Raw genomic sequence first — 18509 nt, 5'->3', positions numbered from 1 at the left:
TTAACTACTACTCTTACGCCATCGATTTCTTCGTCCAACTTTGACAACAGATTCCGCTTTCGCGGCTTTTTCTGCTTGATTAGGCAAAGGGATAATTTGTTGTTCTTCGTCGAAATATCTCCCTTGATAGCCGTTAATGCCTAACTCTATCAAGGTATTCTTTTCTTGTTTTGTCTCGACTCCAACGGCAATAACTTGAGTTGGAGAATCACCACACGCCCCAATTAAGCTTCGAACAAACAGTTGGTTCTCATGCCTTTGGTCGATTTTCTTTATTAGGCTTCGATGAAGCTTAATATAATTAACCTTCAAATCCTTTATATAGTGAGTGCTAACAATGGTTCGCCCAGCTTGGCCAACCACAACTTTACACCCTAAACCTCGCAACATCTTTGCCACCGGTCTCATATAATCAAGATGAGCAATCAAGTGCCTTTCTGAAAATTCAAACGCAAGCTGAGAGCGGTGTTGAGCAGAGAGCTGTAACAACTCACTCCTAAACCACTTAAAGTGCTGTTTATTAGCAAACGGGGTAACATTCAGATTCACTGAATAGTTGATAGGTTGAGTTGATTCTTTCAACGATTTCAACACAACCTTTAGAACCGATTGGTCCATTTGAGCTTGATAACCCACTTGCTCTACCGCAGGCATAAATCGAGACGATTTCAATAAACCTTTGTCAGGATCCTGAATTCTAGTAAATATTTCTCTATGCAATTCATTAACTTGACCAGATTCCGGCATAAGATAACACCGCTGAGCAAAGATTACTAAATTTTCAGGAAGCAGCGCTTTATCAAGTAATGTTCTCCAACGAACACTGCCTCTATCAAGCTCATTCTTATTCTCTTTCGGGTAACGGCTCCAGTTATTAATACGCTCTAACTGAGCACTCTTTAGTGCCGTTTCCGTTTCATCCATGATCTGGCTATGACGCTCACCTTCGGTATACATGGTCACACCAATATGACACCAGTTATCCGACTCTAAAGGCTCTGGCGGAGTTAGCTTATCTAACTGCCTTAAACACTGAGCAGCCAAGGTCGCAATATCTTTTGCGCTCTGATGAGGGATAAATACAGCAAAGTCCGCTTCGTAATAGCGAGAAAAAATGACATCGGGATAGCGTTGAACGATATTCGACAGTACTTCACCGACTTCAATAATAAAGCCGTCTGTGGTTTGCTTATCGTTAGCATCACTAACTTGCTCCCATTCGTCGATACGTATCAGTAACACACCGCCTCGAGCACCACTTTCATGCAGTGCCGATTCCAGCTTATTATCGAATAAAACTCGGTTTGCCGTTCCCGTGAGTTTATCTAGGAAAGTATGGGTACGAATAAAGGTATCAAAGCGACTTCGTTCTTGACGAGCATCTTGTAGCTCTTCAATCAATACATCTAAGGCTTCGCTTGCGGTATAAGGCCACTCTCGCTCATCTCCCTTTGCATGAGCTTCAACCTGACCGGCCAAGATCATTCTTCCTCGCTCTTCCAAGATTTCAGAACCCATGAGTTGTTCTTTCAACCAACGAACACCGCGAGCAAGACAGAACAGAACCAATGCGACAGCCAAAGTAATTGACCACATCGCTTCCATTGAGTAGTTGTAGCCAATATAAGGAGGAAGTGCTTTAAATTCGATTCGGTAGCCTTGATTACGCTCTAAAATGAAGCTTTTCTCATAAAGACGATTGGGATCAATTTGTGGGGAGGTATCTTTGAAACGATAAACGATGCCGGTCTTGTTCGAGAGTTTCATCTCAACAATATTGCTCGCCTGCAACATCTTAGGCATCCAACGCTGCATTGAATACGCGGCGTCAGGGTCTTCCATCTCTTTATCTACAACGTCGACAATGCCAACCAAATAATGGTCTAAATATTCCTGTCCAATACGCTTAAAGGAAAGTGTGCCACCAATAAAAAGAATGAACATCGCGCTGATCACTATCACGGTGACAAATGCGACCAATCGAGTGCTCAATTTTAGTGTCGGGGTATATCTCATGAATAACGAAATCCTTTTCAACTCACATTATACCGTATTGCTACTTATACTATAAATTGACATTGTAAATAAAGCGTTAAGAATTGTAGGTAACAAAAAGCCGCGATGAACGCGGCTTTTTCCAATTTAATACTGTCTTTATAATATATTAAAAACAGGGATTAAAATGGGATGTCATCATCAAAATCCATTGGCGGCTCATTATATTGAGGTTGAGCCTGCTGAGGAGCTTGTTGAGGTGCTTTTGGCTGCTGTTGAACGGGAGCACTGTATTGTTGTTGCTGTGGCTGCTGTGGCTGACCCCAACCACCTTGCTGTTGGTTGTTACCCATGCCACCTTGAGCAGGAGCACCACCTTGAGCACGGCCGCCAAGCATTTGCATTACACCATTGAAGCCTTGAACAACCACTTCAGTTGTGTAGCGATCTTGACCGCTTTGATCTTGCCATTTACGAGTTTGAAGTTGACCTTCAATGTAAACTTGAGAACCTTTACGTAGGTACTCACCAGCAACTTCCGCAAGCTTGCCAAACAGAGCAACACGGTGCCATTCTGTTTTTTCACGCTGCTCGCCAGTTGCTTTATCACGCCATGACTCTGACGTTGCAATGGTAATGTTCGCTACTGCGCCGCCATTTGGCATGTAACGAATTTCAGGGTCATTACCTAGGTTACCCACTAATATAACTTTGTTAACTCCACGGCTAGCCATGATTTGCTCCGTCTAAATTCATAGTCTCAGAAAATTTTAGCGCACAAGAATAGCATGCTTTTCTGCAGTGATAAATCGCATTCCTATTCTCTCCTCACTACAAAGAATAAAAACGTAACAAATCATGATATTCAGAGCGATGTTGCTTTTTTCTCCACTTACAAACCACTCATTTACTTTGATAATTGATATTCAACGCAAGTCACTATCAAGGCGCTAGAGAAGCTAAAGCCTGCATGACAACGTGGAATCTAATCCCACTCAAACAGGACGTTTCAATGAGAAAATCAAGATACGCTCGCACTTTACACTTTCTGTGCATCGACCCAAACGATACCTATCTACATGTAAAAGAGATAGAAAAGCATTTATCTATTGTTCTCTACAAAATGACACCCGACGAATTAATGCTAGTTGATAGAAAGCGGAGTAACCGGATCTTGCTCGTCGATTACAGAGAGGTACCACAACTACTGATTATTTGTCCTAACCTGACTGTTATGTGGAAAAATCACGAAATCATTTTATTCAATGTCCCCCAGCAACTTCCAACCTCAGAGCTTCTTACCTATGGGGTACTAAAAGGACTCTTTTACAACACTGAACAAAAGGACAAGATTGCTCGTGGTCTTCAAGAAGTCATTGATGGCGATAACTGGCTGCCAAGGAAGGTAACCAATCAACTGTTGTTTTATTATCGCAATATGGTCAATACCAACACCACACCAACCAATGTTGATTTAACCATTCGTGAGATCCAGGTGATTCGCTGTCTTCAATCCGGGTCTTCAAACACACAAATCGCCGATGACTTGTTTATTAGTGAGTTCACGGTTAAATCTCACCTCTATCAAATATTCCGTAAGCTTGCGGTAAAAAATAGAGTTCAAGCGATAGCATGGGCAAACCAGAACCTGCTTGCATAATCGACCCACCTCTTAGTCTGACGATAATTTTGAGGGAAGCTCTAGTAAACCATGGCTATTGTTGCTGAATTTTCGACATAACTTATGCTAGAGTTGCCCTCAGAAATATCAACCACTCAGGTTGAATCAATAATTATTATAGATAAAGGGTCTTATCATGATCAAAAAGTGCCTTTTCCCGGCAGCTGGCTACGGTACACGTTTTTTACCTGCAACCAAGTCAATGCCTAAAGAAATGATGCCTGTAGTAAACAAACCTCTGATTGAATACGGTGTTGAAGAAGCTATCGAAGCTGGTATGGACGGTATGTGTATTGTTACCGGTCGTGGTAAGCATTCTCTGATGGATCACTTCGATAAAAACTACGAACTCGAACATCAGATCAGCGGCACGAATAAAGAAGACTTGTTGATCAATATCCGTGAAACAATTGAAGCGGCAAACTTCACTTACATTCGCCAACGTGAAATGAAAGGTCTAGGTCATGCTATCTTGACTGGCCGCGAGCTTGTGGGTGATGAACCGTTTGCAGTCGTGCTTGCTGATGACCTTTGTGTGAACGAGCAACAAGGCGTGCTAGCTCAGATGGTTGCGCTATACAAACAGTTCCGCTGTTCTATTGTTGCTGTACAAGAAGTTCCAGAAGAAGAGACTCACAAGTACGGTGTTATCTCTGGCGAAATGATCAAAGATGACCTTTTCCGAGTTGATGACATGGTAGAGAAGCCAGAGCAAGGTACAGCACCAAGCAACCTAGCGATCATTGGTCGTTATATTCTGACTCCAGATATCTTTGAATTAATCGAGCAGACAGAACCAGGTAAAGGCGGCGAAATCCAGATCACTGATGCATTGCTAAAACAGGCAAAAGCAGGCTGTGTATTGGCTTACAAATTTAAAGGCCAACGTTTTGACTGTGGTAGTGTTGAAGGCTATATCGAAGCAACAAACTACTGCTTCGAAAACCTATACAAGAAAGACCAGCAGCAAATCGAGCTAGGTAAACACTCGACCAAGAAAGAAGCATAACGACTGGTTAATCACTAACGTTACTGATTTTAGAAAGGGCGACTCTTTGAGTCGCCCTTTTTGTTTACTGTTTTTTTATCCAGTAAAACTTTGCACAAATCTCACTCTATGTAATACTTTAGCCACTTAAAATTACATGGTCTATTGAGATGGATAAAATAGAAATTAGAGGCGCTCGTACGCATAACCTCAAAGACGTCAACCTAACCATTCCACGTGACAAACTGACTGTCATCACCGGATTATCGGGTTCAGGAAAGTCGTCACTTGCGTTTGACACACTCTACGCAGAAGGTCAGCGTCGTTATGTTGAATCTCTGTCTGCTTACGCTCGTCAATTTCTATCTCTTATGGAAAAGCCTGATGTCGACCATATTGAAGGTCTGTCTCCAGCTATCTCAATAGAACAAAAATCGACTTCACATAACCCTCGCTCAACCGTCGGTACCATTACCGAAGTCTATGATTACCTCAGATTATTGTATGCGCGAGTAGGCGAACCTCGCTGTCCAGACCACAACATCCCTCTAGCAGCACAAACCATCAGTCAAATGGTCGATAAGGTCTTAGAACTGCCTGAAGGCTCAAAGATGATGTTGATGGCACCGATTGTCAAAGAGCGCAAAGGTGAGCATGTTAAAACACTGGAAAACTTAGCTGCGCAAGGCTTTATCCGAGCCCGAATTGATGGTGAAACCTGTGATCTATCCGATCCACCAGCACTTGAACTTCATAAGAAGCACACCATTGAAGTTGTGGTAGACAGATTCAAGGTTCGTCCTGATCTTCAACAGCGTTTAGCCGAGTCATTCGAGACCACATTAGAGCTCTCTGGCGGTATCGCTGTCGTCGGCTGGATGGACGAAACGGATCAAGAAGAGATCGTATTCTCTGCTAACTTCGCTTGTCCTAAATGTGGTTACAGCATGCAAGAGCTTGAGCCTCGCCTGTTCTCATTTAATAACCCGGCAGGAGCATGTGGTACGTGTGATGGTCTTGGTGTTCAACAGTATTTTGATCCAAGCCGAGTGATTTTAGATGAGAACCTAAGCATTGCTGAAGGTGCGATAAAAGGTTGGGATCAAAAGAACTACTACTATTTCCAAATGCTAACGTCGCTGTCAGAACATTATGGTTTTGATCTGTATGCGCCATTTAATTCTCTACCGAAAAAGACTCAAGAGATCATTCTAAAAGGATCAGGTCGTACTGAAGTGGAATTCAAGTACATCAATGACCGAGGTGATATTCGGGTTAAGCGTCATCCATTTGAGGGCATTTTAAATACCTTGGAGCGCCGTTACCGTGATACTGAATCGAGCGCAGTGCGTGAAGATCTTGCTAAATACATCTCAACCAAATCGTGCTCTAGCTGTGATGGCACTCGCCTGAGATTAGAAGCTCGTAATGTTTTCATTGGTGATACAACACTTCCGGAAATCGTTGAACTTAGCATTGCTGACGCACTACAATTTTTCCAAGAATTGAAGCTAGACGGTCAACGTGGGCAGATCGCAGATAAAGTGATGAAAGAGATCAATGATCGTCTGCATTTCTTAGTCAACGTTGGTTTGAACTACCTTAACCTATCACGCAGTGCTGAAACGCTGTCTGGTGGTGAGGCGCAACGTATTCGTTTGGCGAGCCAAATCGGTGCCGGTTTAGTTGGCGTTATGTATGTACTTGATGAGCCATCAATTGGTCTCCACCAGCGCGATAATGAACGTCTATTGCAAACCTTAATTCACCTGAGAGACTTAGGTAATACGGTACTTGTTGTGGAACATGACGAAGATGCAATTCGTTGTGCTGACCATGTTATCGATATCGGTCCAGGAGCAGGGGTGCACGGTGGTCACGTGGTGGCAGAAGGTACCATGCAAGACATCATCGAAAACCCGAACTCTTTGACAGGCCAATACCTGAGCGGTGCTAAAGAAATTGCAGTGCCTGAAAAGAGAACGCCTATCGACAAGAAAAAGGTCGTCGAGATCGTTGGCGCAACGGGGAACAACCTAAAGAATGTGACCGCGACAATTCCTGTTGGCTTGTTCAGTTGTATTACGGGCGTATCAGGTTCGGGTAAATCAACGCTTATCAACGATACCTTCTTTAAAGTCGCCCACACTCAATTAAACGGTGCCACGACTGCAGTTCCAGCAAAGCACAAAAAGATTAAAGGGTTAGAACATTTTGATAAGGTAATCGACATAGATCAAAGCCCTATCGGTCGTACACCAAGATCAAACCCTGCGACCTACACAGGGATTTTCACCCCTATTCGTGAACTATTCGCGGGCACTCAGGAATCACGTTCTCGTGGTTACAAGCCAGGTCGATTCAGCTTTAACGTTCGTGGTGGTCGTTGTGAGGCTTGTCAGGGAGACGGCGTAATCAAGGTAGAGATGCACTTCTTACCCGATGTGTATGTGCCTTGTGATGTGTGTAAAGGTAAGCGCTATAACCGTGAGACTCTAGAGGTCCGCTACAAAGGTAAAACCATTGACGAAGTTCTAGAGATGACTGTGGAAGATGCTCGTGAATACTTCAACCCGGTACCTGTTATCGCTCGTAAACTGCAAACTTTAATGGACGTTGGCCTCTCTTACATTCGCTTAGGGCAAGCAGCTACAACCTTATCTGGTGGTGAAGCTCAGCGTGTTAAATTAGCGCGTGAACTGTCTAAACGAGACACGGGAAAAACCTTATACATTCTCGATGAGCCAACAACAGGCCTTCATTTCCACGATATCCAGCAGCTACTGACGGTATTACATAGACTGCGTGATCACGGTAATACAGTTGTCGTGATTGAGCACAACCTAGATGTCGTTAAAACAGCAGACTGGATCCTAGATCTTGGCCCAGAAGGTGGGCAAGGTGGTGGTGAGATTGTTGCAGAGGGTACACCTGAAGATGTGGCGTTAGTCGAAGGTTCACACACTGCTCGCTTCCTTAAGCCTATGTTAAATTTGAAGTAGGTGTAAAATAGCGCCCTGCGGGCAGACAGAAAAATGTTAAAGTAACAGAGCTTGTTTCAGAAGGAACAAGCTCTGTTTTTATAAGGTTAGGGATTTATGGCAACAATACACACTAGCGGTACTCAGCTAGAAAATCAGGTCACTCAGCTACCACTCAACAAAGCATTTCTGGCTTCTTTAGCTGTTGTATTCTTGTTAGCTATGCATTTTTTCATGCCGAATCCTGGTGGTTCGGGCCTTGCTCTATCCTTTAACCCTACCACTTGGCTAGCGCTAAGCTTCACGCTAGCGATTGGCTTTTACCAACTCGCGACCAATCGAGTACTCAAGTATTCCAAATTAACAATTGGCTTGTTGATTAGCTGCATCATACTCACGCTACCCATTTTATACAGCAATGCTGCACCTCAAGGAGCGTCAGGACGCTTGCTTGGATTGTGGGCGGGCTTTGCCTTATTTGTGGTGCTGCAGCAATTTAAGTTCAGCAATAAACACAAGCAACGTATGTTGTGGTTCATTGTACTTGCTGTTGTTATACAAGCACTATTTGGCTATGTGCAATATTTCTTATTAGAACCTGGCAACCTATTTGGCTACAACACTGCTGCAAACCGACCATATGGGATATTTCAACAACCGAATGTAATGGCAAGCTTTCTTGCTACTGGTTTTGTGCTGTCCGCTTACCTTTTAGCAAGGCAGCCGGCTAAATATAACCATAAGATCAGCGAATCATTCCTACTGTATTTAACTCCAACCTTAACCGTGCCCTTGCTGATCATCATCGCATCACGTACCGGATGGTTGGCCGCTGTCATTGGGTTTATCTGCATTCTGCCCTATCTATACAAGTTCTCGACCAAGAAACGCTTCTACGGATGGTGCGCATCAGTGCTCGTCGGTGTCGTCGTCGCTTTTTCGGTGATCAGCCTAAGTGCGACTGATAGCCTCGCTAACAAGAAAGCGAACCTAGAAAGCCCGCGCGCTTATACGTTCCCGCAAGCTTTAGATATGATGATCGAAAAGCCATTTACAGGTTATGGTTACGGGAAATTTGAGTCTGAATACACGCTATATACAGCTCGCCAACATCAACTCAACTCGAACTATCATCCAGGTCTTCCTTCAATGGATCACCCGCACAATGAGTTCCTGTTTTGGGGAGTTGAAGGGGGGATTGTACCAATCATCGGAATCTTGATTGCTGCAATATTGGTGATGTCACGCATAACAAGTTCAGCAAAGGGAACACGTCTAGCCCTGCTCGCGTTATTTATCCCAATCCTTTTGCACTCTCAACTTGAGTATCCTTTTTACCACTCGGCGATTCACTGGATAACATTCATTATATTGATTTACTGGGTAGATCAGCGCTCTTCCCGACATTATCAACAGTCGTTCAGTATCATCAGCAAGACCCTATTTAGAGTGTTGAGCTTAGTGCTCCCTATTTTGGTCAGTTTTTATATGTTGAGCGCCCTGCACACCAACTATGTACTGACTAAGTTTGAACTGTCTAAGCCGAAAAATCCGGACATTCTTAAGCAGGTAACGAACCCAGTGGTGTGGAAAGATCGCTACGATTGGGATATATACAGCACTTACCTTAATATCGGCCTCTACAAAGCCGACCCGAGCCTTATACAGCCTTACATCGATTGGTCACTGGAGATCATTAAGAGCAAACCAAGACCGGCTTTCTACAGCAATCTGATTCTGGCGTATCAAGGCCTAGGAGAAGAAAGTAAAGCAGAGCAAATTCGTAGCGAAGCGAACTTTTTATTCCCTAACAGAGACTTTTCAAAGGTTCAGTATAAGAAAGTGTCACAAGCAGAAGATAACGTTTCGTCTGCAGAATAATGTTAAGAATTCGCAACGCAAGCTTCACTTAGTAGGCAGTAGGAGCTTGGGGTAGATACAAAAAAGCGCACGATCTCTCGTGCGCTTTTCTTTTTAATTTCAGTTCATGCAGCTACTTCAAAACATCTTTTAGCGCTTTTAGGCACAACGCGACATTCTCTTTACGAGCACCGTAACCCATTAGGCCGATACGCCATGCCTTACCAGCCAAAGAGCCAAGCCCAGCACCGATTTCAAGATTATATTCTTCTAAAAGCTGCGTTCTGATCTTAGCCTCATCAATTCCTTCTGGGAAATAAAGTGCATTAAGCTGCGGCAGGCGGCTCTCTTCATCAACCACAAACTTTAACCCTAGAGCTTCTACGCCTTCTTTAAGCTCTTGGTGCATCGCATGATGACGAGACCACGCATTATCTAAGCCTTCATTTTTCAACAAAACCAGCGACTCATGCAGAGCATAAAGGCTGTTCACGGGTGCGGTATGGTGGTAGCTACGCTTACCTTCTCCACTCCAGTAACCTAATACTAAACTTTGATCCAAAAACCAGCTTTGCACTGGTGCTTTACGGGCTTTCATTTTATCAACCGCACGCTGAGAGAAAGTCACTGGAGATAGCCCTGGCACACAAGACAGACACTTTTGGCTGCCAGAATAAACCGCATCAAGCTGCCACTCATCAACCAGCAATGGCACACCACCTAATGATGTCACTGCATCAACAATCGTTAACGCATCAAACTGACGAGCGACAGCAGAGATAGCTTGAGCATCAGATAACGCTCCGGTTGATGTCTCTGCATGCACAAATGCAACAGCAACGGCATCGGGGTTTTCTGCCAATGCTTGTTCTACCTTTTCAACTGAAACGGGCTTGCCCCATTCGTCATCAACAAGGATCGCTTCGCCACCACAACGCACCACGTTTTCTCGCATACGCTCACCGAAGACACCGTTACGACAAACAATCACCTTTTCACCAGGCTCAATCAAGTTAACAAAACAGGTCTCCATACCCGCACTGCCCGGTGCAGAAACGGCAATCGTAAATTCGTTTTCAGTCTGAAAAGCGTATTTAAGAAGCTGTTTAAGCTCGTCCATCATCGCAATAAACAGCGGATCTAAGTGACCTATGGTTGGACGGCTCAAAGCCTGTAACACTTGAGGTGAGATATCTGAAGGACCAGGTCCCATTAACGTTCGGTGTGGTGGATAAAAGCTATCGATAGCAGTAGTGAGTGGTAAATTAGACATGTACATCCCTTACGTTAATGTTGTGAACAATCCACCCTAAAGCAAATTGATTACCTCAGCAATTAGCCATAAGTATTGAGGTCAAACCACTGTCACATAATTGTTAAAATTATTTTTCAATTATCTCAAGTTACGGATTGACATTGTTACCACAAAAACGTTCAATGAAACGGCTATCTAGCAGAAGAGGAGCACTGCCCAGGCAGATGTTTTGTGGAACCGCATTTCCAATACAAAACATTTATGGGGAGCAGTGCCGAGATAATAAAAGGATGCAGGACCTTTATTATCGGTTGAGCGGGCTGAATCCCGTCAACTGTCGCCATTTCTATATGGTGAAGAGCTTCTGAGGTTACTATTCTAATAATTCCTCTCTTTTTGCTCTAAAACTCTCTTCGAAAAACATCGGACGTTGGATTACCCAACCGTAATTTTATTTTAGGAAGTCGTGGGAGATATATCGTGAGTGCATCTAATGTAGCTGGTTCTTTTAATGTCGCTAAGTTTGGTGGAACAAGTGTTGCCAACTTTGAAGCAATGAGCCGTTGTGCTGCCATTATTGAAAACAACTCAAACACGAAACTGGTCGTGAGTAGTGCATGCTCTGGTGTCACTAACTTGCTGGTTGAACTAGCAAATGGTGTTCAAGACAAAGCTCGTCGTCAGGAACTAATGGCGCAATTAGCGGACATTCACAACGCAATTCTTGACCAACTCGCAGATCCAATCAGCATCGAAAAAGAAGTCCACAGCATTCTTGATGACATTGCGAGCGCTGCAGAGGCCGCATCATTCCAAACAAGTACTAAACTGACGGATCACCTTGTCGCATGTGGCGAGTTGATGTCGACACACATCTTGGCTCAGATCATCTCTGAACGAGGCACTCCTGCTGTTCGCTTTGATATCAGAGATGTGATGCGTACTAATGATGATTTTGGTAAAGCCGAACCTCAACTAGAAGATATTGCCGCTCTAGCGCAACAGAAACTGATTCCACTTTGCCAACAACAAGTTGTCGTTACCCAAGGTTTTATCGGCGCTGATAGCGAAGGTAACACCACGACTTTAGGCCGCGGTGGCAGTGATTACTCAGCAGCACTGATTGCCGAATCTGTACAGGCGATTGGTCTAGAAATCTGGACGGATGTTCCAGGTATCTACACCACAGATCCTCGTATTGCACCTAAAGCTTCTCCTATCCCAGAGATCAGCTTTAGTGAAGCATCGGAAATGGCAAACTTTGGTGCGAAGATCTTGCACCCATCGACTCTAGTACCTGCACTACGCCACCAAATACCGGTATTTGTCGGCTCTTCTAAAGCGCCAGAGTTAGGTGGTACTTGGATTCGTCAAGAAGTTGAGAGCTCTCCTCTATTTAGAGCGCTTGCCCTACGCTGCAACCAAACCATGGTTACGCTACGTAGCGCTAATATGTTCCATGCCTATGGCTTTTTGGCAAAGGTATTCGAGATCCTTGCTAAACATAAGATCTCGGTCGATCTTATCACCACTTCAGAGATCAGTGTTTCACTGACACTCGATCAAACGGATACCTCTGGTGGTGCCCCTGAGTTACCTGAAGCCGCTCGCATTGAGCTTGAGGAGCTGTGTTCTGTAGATATTGAACACGACCTATGCCTTGTTGCTCTTATTGGTAACAACATGAGTGAAAGCAAAGGCTATGCGAAGCAGGTATTCGGCACTCTTGAAGATTTCAACCTACGCATGATTTGTTACGGAGCAAGCCCACACAACCTGTGTTTCCTGCTGAATGAGTCTGTTTCTAAATTAGCGATTCAGAAACTTCACCAAGAATTGTTTGAGTAAAAATGCGTTTATCACCAACAGATAAATAACTAAATCTCAGATACAAAAAGGGTTGCTATTAAGCAACCCTTTCTCTTTTTTACTATACGAATCAAAGCTCGTCGTAGATTCAAACTAGTTAATGTTTGGACCTAACCACTTCTCAGCTTCCAACATATCCCAGCCCTTACGATCAGCATAGCTTTCTACTTGATCCTGTTGAATCTGTGCAATCGCAAAATATCGCGAATCAGGATGAGAGAAGTACATACCCGACACTGAGGCACCTGGCCACATTGCGTAACTCGTGGTTAGTGACATGTCGATGGCTTTTTCAACGTCCATCAACTCCCACAACGTGCCTTTCTCTGTATGTTCTGGGCAAGCAGGGTAACCCGGAGCTGGACGAATACCTTGGTACTTCTCTCGAATCAAATCGTCGTTAGACAAATCCTCATCAGGCGAGTAACCCCAAATGTCCTTTCTCACTTCTTTGTGTAAATATTCTGCAAACGCTTCAGCCAAACGGTCCGCAACCGCCTGAATCATAATCGCATTGTAATCATCACCATTAGCTTTATATTCATCAGCAAGCTCTCGCTCACCAATACCGCCAGTAACCGCAAAGCCACCAATCCAGTCAGCTTTACCGCTTTCTTTTGGCGCAATGTAATCAGACAAACAGTAGTTAAAGCCTTTTGGTTTCTCTGTTTGTTGACGAAGATTGTGTAGAACTTTTAGAACTTCGGTACGAGATTCATCGGTATACACCTCAATATCATCACCAACACTGTTCGCTGGGAACATGGCACACATACCACGCGCTTCAAGCAGCTTCTCTTTCTCTACGCGATCCAGTAAATCATTAGCATCTTTGAATAAACGTTTTGCCTCTTCACCCACTTCTTCATGATCAAGGATTGCAGGGTATTTACCAACCAATGACCATGTCATAAAGAATGGAGTCCAATCGATGTACTGACGCAAAGTTGCCACATCAAAATCATTGAAGATATGAACTCCCGGCTTAGCGGGTGCCGGTGGCGTATACGCATCCCAATCGATAGCAACTTTATTGGCACGAGCTCTTTCAAGCGTGACAGGCTTGGTACGAGGCTTCTTACGATTGTGCTGATCTCGAACGCGATCGTAATCGATATCCAGCTTCTCAACGAAAGCGGGTTTCAATTCATCAGAAAGTAGTGAAGTACAAACACCCACTGCACGCGAGGCATTATTTACGTATACAACAGGTTCTGAATAATTCTGCTCAATCTTAACTGCTGTGTGAGCTTTAGATGTGGTTGCGCCGCCAATCAGAAGAGGCAGCTTGAAACCCTGTCTCTCCATTTCTTTAGCAACATGTACCATTTCATCAAGAGACGGTGTAATCAGCCCAGACAGGCCAATAATGTCGACATTCTCTTCTTTCGCTACCTTGAGAATCTTCTCGCAAGAAACCATCACACCTAAGTCGATAATTTCGTAGTTATTACACTGTAAAACCACACCAACGATATTTTTACCGATATCGTGAACGTCACCTTTAACGGTCGCTAACAAAATCTTACCGTTAGTTGCGCCCACTTCTTTGGATGCATTAATGAATGGTTCTAAATGGGCAACCGCCTGTTTCATCACACGCGCAGACTTTACAACCTGTGGTAAGAACATCTTACCTTCACCAAACAGGTCACCAACAACGTTCATTCCGTCCATTAGAGGACCTTCAATCACTTCAATAGGACGAGAGGCATTAACACGAGCTTCTTCGGTATCTTCAACAATAAAGTCGGTGATACCTTTTACCAAAGAGTGCTCCAAACGCTTCTCTACAGGCCAAGTTCGCCACTCTAATGCAGATTTATCTTCAACCTTACCAACAGCACGCTCTAGGTATTCGGTCGCCATATCCAGCAATCTTTCAGTCGAATCATCACGACGGTTTAGTACGACATCTTCAACAGCATCACGCAGATCTTCTGGAACATTATCGTAAATTTCCAACTGACCAGCGTTTACAATGCCCATATCCATACCGTTTTTAAAACAGTGATATAGGAATACCGCGTGAATAGCCTCACGGACGTAGTTATTACCACGGAATGAGAATGAAACATTCGACACACCGCCAGAGATCATCGCATGCGGGAGATCGCGTTTGATGTCTCCTACTGCTTCAATGAAATCAACCGCATAGTTATTATGCTCATCGATACCAGTAGCCACTGCGAAAATATTCGGGTCAAAAATAATATCTTCTGGTGGGAAACCGACTTCATCAACAAGAATGTTGTAGGCATTGGTACAGATTTCGACTTTACGCTCTCGAGTATCAGCCTGCCCGACTTCATCAAACGCCATCACGATGACAGCAGCACCATAACGACGAACTAATTTGGCTTGCTCAACAAACTTCTCTTTGCCTTCTTTTAGAGAGATTGAGTTAACGATGCCCTTGCCTTGAATACACTTTAGGCCAGCTTCGATAACTTCCCACTTAGAAGAATCGACCATAACAGGTACTTTCGAGATTTCAGGTTCTGAAGCACATAGATTCAGGAATTTAACCATACACGCCTCGGCGTCTAGCATCCCTTCATCCATGTTGATATCGATAATCTGAGCGCCATTTTCGACTTGCTCACGAGCAACACTCAATGCTTCGTCGTAAAGCTCTTCTTTGATCAAACGCTTGAAACGCGCAGAACCAGTGACATTGGTCCGCTCACCTACATTCACGAACAAAGATTCTTTAGCTATCGTCAGTGGCTCTAGTCCCGAAAGACGACAAGAAACTGGTAAGTCTGGCAATTGACGCGGCGTTACACCTTCAACGGCCTCAGCCATTTCACGGATATGCTCTGGAGTAGTACCACAACACCCACCAATTAGGTTCAAGAAGCCACTTTCAGCCCACTCTTTAACATGTTCAGCCATATCCTCAGGAGAAAGGTCATACTCGCCAAATGCATTAGGCAAACCCGCATTAGGGTGAGCAGAAACATTGCACTCTGAGATACGAGACATCTCACCGACATACTCACGCAGTTCATCAGGGCCCAATGCACAGTTCAATCCAAATGAGATTGGTTTTACATGACGAAGGGCGTTGTAGAATGCTTCTGTCGTCTGTCCTGAAAGGGTACGACCTGATGCGTCAGTGATGGTACCGGAAATCATCACTGGAAGAGCAATACCCACCTCTTCAAAAACAGATTCAACGGCAAAGGCACACGCTTTCGCGTTTAACGTATCAAAGATAGTTTCAATAAGAATTAAATCTGAACCGCCCTTAATGAGCGCGCGAGTCGATTCAGAATAGGCTTCAACCAGTTCGTCAAAGCTAACATTACGGTAACCTGGATCGTTTACATCAGGCGAGATAGAACAAGTTCGGTTGGTTGGACCTAATACACCCGCGACGAAGCGAGGTTTATCTGGGGTCTTTGCAGTCCATTCATCAGCTGCTTCACGAGCAAGCTTGGCAGCAGCAAAGTTAATCTCTTCACTAAGGCTTTCCATATCATAGTCGGCCATAGCGATGGTTGTAGCGTTAAAGGTATTGGTTTCGAGGATGTCAGCCCCAGCTTCCAAATACTCCATATGGATATCTTTGATAAGCTTAGGCTGTGTAAGAACTAAAAGGTCATTGTTGCCCTTCAAGTCACTGTGCCAATCAGCAAAGCGTTCACCACGATAGTCTTGCTCTTCCAATTTATAATCCTGAATCATGGTGCCCATGCCACCATCAATCAGTAAAATTCGTTGCTTCAACAGAGCGTCAATCTTTTGCCTTACATTACTTCCCACGGTACAACCTCATTCCTTTAATTATCCCTCCATCCTATCACACATTAAAAAGGAGTCTAGACGTCTAAAAAAGGAAATTGATTACTGAGTCATGACAAAAAAATGTTTGCTATTTGAGCATGAGACAACGAAAATTCATATTCATACTTTGTTACATGTTGGAATCCCAATGTCGGTCTATTACACCTTATGCTTCTTGTCCGCTGCAGCCATGCTTATTGCTTTCGTGAATACAAAAATTGGTAAAATGCAGACAACCATCGCCATCACAGCTGGCTCAATGATGTTATCTCTATTGATTATCATTGCGGGACAAAATAATTGGTTCCAATTGGCAGACATTGCCTCAGAGACCGTTGCCAGTATCAATTTTGAAGATTTCCTTCTAAAAGGGATATTAGGATTCTTACTATTTGCAGGCGGTTTGGGAATCAAATTACCAAACCTAAAAGACCAGAAATGGGAAATAACAGTACTCGCGTTAGGTGCTACGCTGTTTTCAACATTCTTTATCGGTTTTGTGCTGTACGGGTTTTGCCAGTTCATCGGTATTCAATTTGATCTGATTTACTGCCTACTCTTTGGCTCGCTAATCTCTCCAACCGATCCCATCGCCGTGCTAGCAATAGTAAAGAAACTCGACGCTCCCAGAAGAATCTCTACTCAAATCGAGGGAGAATCTCTATTCAACGATGGTTTTGGCTTAGTTATCTTCGTAACCCTATTTACTATCGCATTCGGCACAGAAGCGCCAACCGTCGGTAGTGTGACCATGCTATTCGTTCAAGAGGCAATTGGCGGCATCGTCTACGGTTTTGTTTTAGGTCTTGTATTCCATTACCTAATCAGCAACACCGACGACCACTCGATGGAGTTGCTATTAACCATCGGCATTCCAACTGCTGGTTATGCGTTTGCTGAAGTTCTACATGTATCAGGACCATTAGCGATGGTGGTCTCAGGTATCATGATTGGTAACTGGACTCGCTTTATCGGATTCTCAAAAGAGAGTGAAGATCACTTAGATCATTTCTGGGAATTGATAGATGAATTCTTAAACGGCGTATTATTCCTACTAATTGGTATGTCGATGCTGTTATTCAAATTCCACCAAGAAGATTGGATCTTAATGGCTTTCGCAGTCCCTCTAGTATTGAGTGCACGTTACTTGAGTGTTTTCTTGTCTTACATCGGATTTAAACGCTTTAGAACTTACAACCCGTGGTCGATTAAGATTCTAACTTGGGGTGGTTTACGCGGTGGCTTAGCACTAGCCATGGCACTTTCAATCCCTTCAGGTATCTGGGTAATTGAAGACAAAGCAATCGATGTTAAAGAGATAATCCTTGTCATGACATACGCCGTTGTTGTGTTCTCTATTCTAGTTCAAGGCTCAACAATCACTCCTATGATAGAGAAAGCAAAACAAGCAGAGAAAGAGCTAGATTAATATCTAAATAGATCAACCAAGGCCGCCTACTTTAGGTGGCCTTTTTTATACCTAATGAAAGTCAAACTCGCCAATTCCCTCACTGAAGTTATAGTTGAAAGGTATGCGTGGAACATAGAGATTATATCGATATTTGATACCGCGAGTATTTGAGTAGTCGAAAGCCTTGTTGTGGGTATCCAGAACTCTTTAAGTAGGTTAAGCCATACAGAGAACTCGTTCTTGTGCGCACTCGCTAGTCTACCCAATAACCCACTCTCAAGTTATATAAGCTTCAATCGAAAGACTTCACCTTTCACCTGGAAACAAAAATAACGGGACTCAACGTCTCGCTAGAATAGCGTTAGTTATTAACAGGACTGTGGAGCTAGATGAGTGGTGAACAGAAAGCTTTAGCTTTGAACTAAGTCATTAAATACAGCAAGGCTGCACTAAATCAGTGTTCGATAGAGATAGCTAAAGGAACACATGGTACTTCAAGTGATACTTGTAAAAATGACAGGAATAAAAAGGTTCATAGCGGCTTTCCGGGGAAAGCCGCTTTTATCTTCAAGAAGAAGTAGTCGGTATCTCGATACCCATACCCCATTCGCTTGATTAGCTTTATCTTGTTGTTTATCCCTTCTAGGGTGCAGGTGTTTAGCGGATAACTTGCCGAT

At 43.8% G+C, this 18509-nt stretch carries 11 protein-coding genes and 1 riboswitch; of the genes, 6 read left to right on the top strand and 5 right to left on the bottom strand.

Annotated features, from left to right (window positions below):
• Window positions 1-2016, bottom strand: coding sequence for an RNase E specificity factor CsrD (gene csrD, locus ACED41_RS01680; protein ID WP_371724378.1), 2016 nt, complete (start codon window positions 2014-2016; stop codon window positions 1-3).
• A 161-nt stretch (window positions 2017-2177) separates the two neighbouring features.
• Window positions 2178-2729 (bottom strand): single-stranded DNA-binding protein, encoded by a 552-nt coding sequence (locus tag ACED41_RS01675; protein WP_371724377.1) that lies wholly within the window; start codon window positions 2727-2729, stop codon window positions 2178-2180.
• A 278-nt stretch (window positions 2730-3007) separates the two neighbouring features.
• On the opposite strand from ACED41_RS01675, the gene ACED41_RS01670 reads away from it, so the two are divergent.
• From ACED41_RS01670 to ACED41_RS01655, 4 genes are all read left to right on the top strand, one after another.
• The gene (locus ACED41_RS01670; RefSeq protein ID WP_029235092.1) at window positions 3008-3655 is read left to right on the top strand and encodes a LuxR C-terminal-related transcriptional regulator; all 648 of its coding nucleotides are present in this window, start codon (window positions 3008-3010) and stop codon (window positions 3653-3655) included.
• 157 nt (window positions 3656-3812) lie between these two features.
• Window positions 3813-4685, top strand: a complete 873-nt coding sequence (galU, locus tag ACED41_RS01665; protein ID WP_048609613.1) for a UTP--glucose-1-phosphate uridylyltransferase GalU — start codon at window positions 3813-3815, stop codon at window positions 4683-4685.
• A 149-nt stretch (window positions 4686-4834) separates the two neighbouring features.
• Entirely contained in the window at window positions 4835-7666 is a 2832-nt protein-coding gene (gene uvrA, locus ACED41_RS01660; protein WP_017061339.1) for an excinuclease ABC subunit UvrA, read from the top strand.
• Between the two features lie 96 nt (window positions 7667-7762).
• Entirely contained in the window at window positions 7763-9526 is a 1764-nt protein-coding gene (locus tag ACED41_RS01655) for a PglL family O-oligosaccharyltransferase (protein ID WP_371724376.1), read from the top strand.
• Between the two features lie 112 nt (window positions 9527-9638).
• On the opposite strand, the gene ACED41_RS01650 is transcribed toward ACED41_RS01655, so the two are convergent.
• Complete coding sequence (locus tag ACED41_RS01650) at window positions 9639-10778, bottom strand: alanine--glyoxylate aminotransferase family protein (RefSeq protein ID WP_017061337.1); 1140 nt, start codon at window positions 10776-10778, stop codon at window positions 9639-9641.
• 176 nt (window positions 10779-10954) lie between these two features.
• Window positions 10955-11132: riboswitch (Lysine riboswitch) on the top strand.
• A 108-nt stretch (window positions 11133-11240) separates the two neighbouring features.
• Between ACED41_RS01650 and lysC the strand changes: the two genes are divergently transcribed.
• The gene (gene lysC, locus ACED41_RS01645) at window positions 11241-12608 is read left to right on the top strand and encodes a lysine-sensitive aspartokinase 3 (protein WP_371724375.1); all 1368 of its coding nucleotides are present in this window, start codon (window positions 11241-11243) and stop codon (window positions 12606-12608) included.
• A 114-nt stretch (window positions 12609-12722) separates the two neighbouring features.
• On the opposite strand, the gene metH is transcribed toward lysC, so the two are convergent.
• A complete protein-coding gene (gene metH, locus ACED41_RS01640) occupies window positions 12723-16400 on the bottom strand; it encodes a methionine synthase (RefSeq protein ID WP_371724374.1) in 3678 nt (1225 codons plus the stop codon).
• Between the two features lie 169 nt (window positions 16401-16569).
• On the opposite strand from metH, the gene ACED41_RS01635 reads away from it, so the two are divergent.
• A complete protein-coding gene (locus ACED41_RS01635; protein ID WP_017061334.1) occupies window positions 16570-17850 on the top strand; it encodes a sodium:proton antiporter in 1281 nt (426 codons plus the stop codon).
• A gap of 514 nt (window positions 17851-18364) precedes the next feature.
• On the opposite strand, the gene ACED41_RS01630 is transcribed toward ACED41_RS01635, so the two are convergent.
• The coding region (locus ACED41_RS01630) for a transposase (RefSeq protein WP_371724424.1) at window positions 18365-18509 on the bottom strand (145 nt) is incomplete at its 5' end.

It is taken from the genome of Vibrio sp. 1F255, assembly GCF_041439145.1.
In the GTDB taxonomy this organism is placed as follows: Bacteria; Pseudomonadota; Gammaproteobacteria; order Enterobacterales; family Vibrionaceae; genus Vibrio; species Vibrio crassostreae_C.
This window is presented reverse-complemented; position numbering and strand designations above follow the sequence as displayed.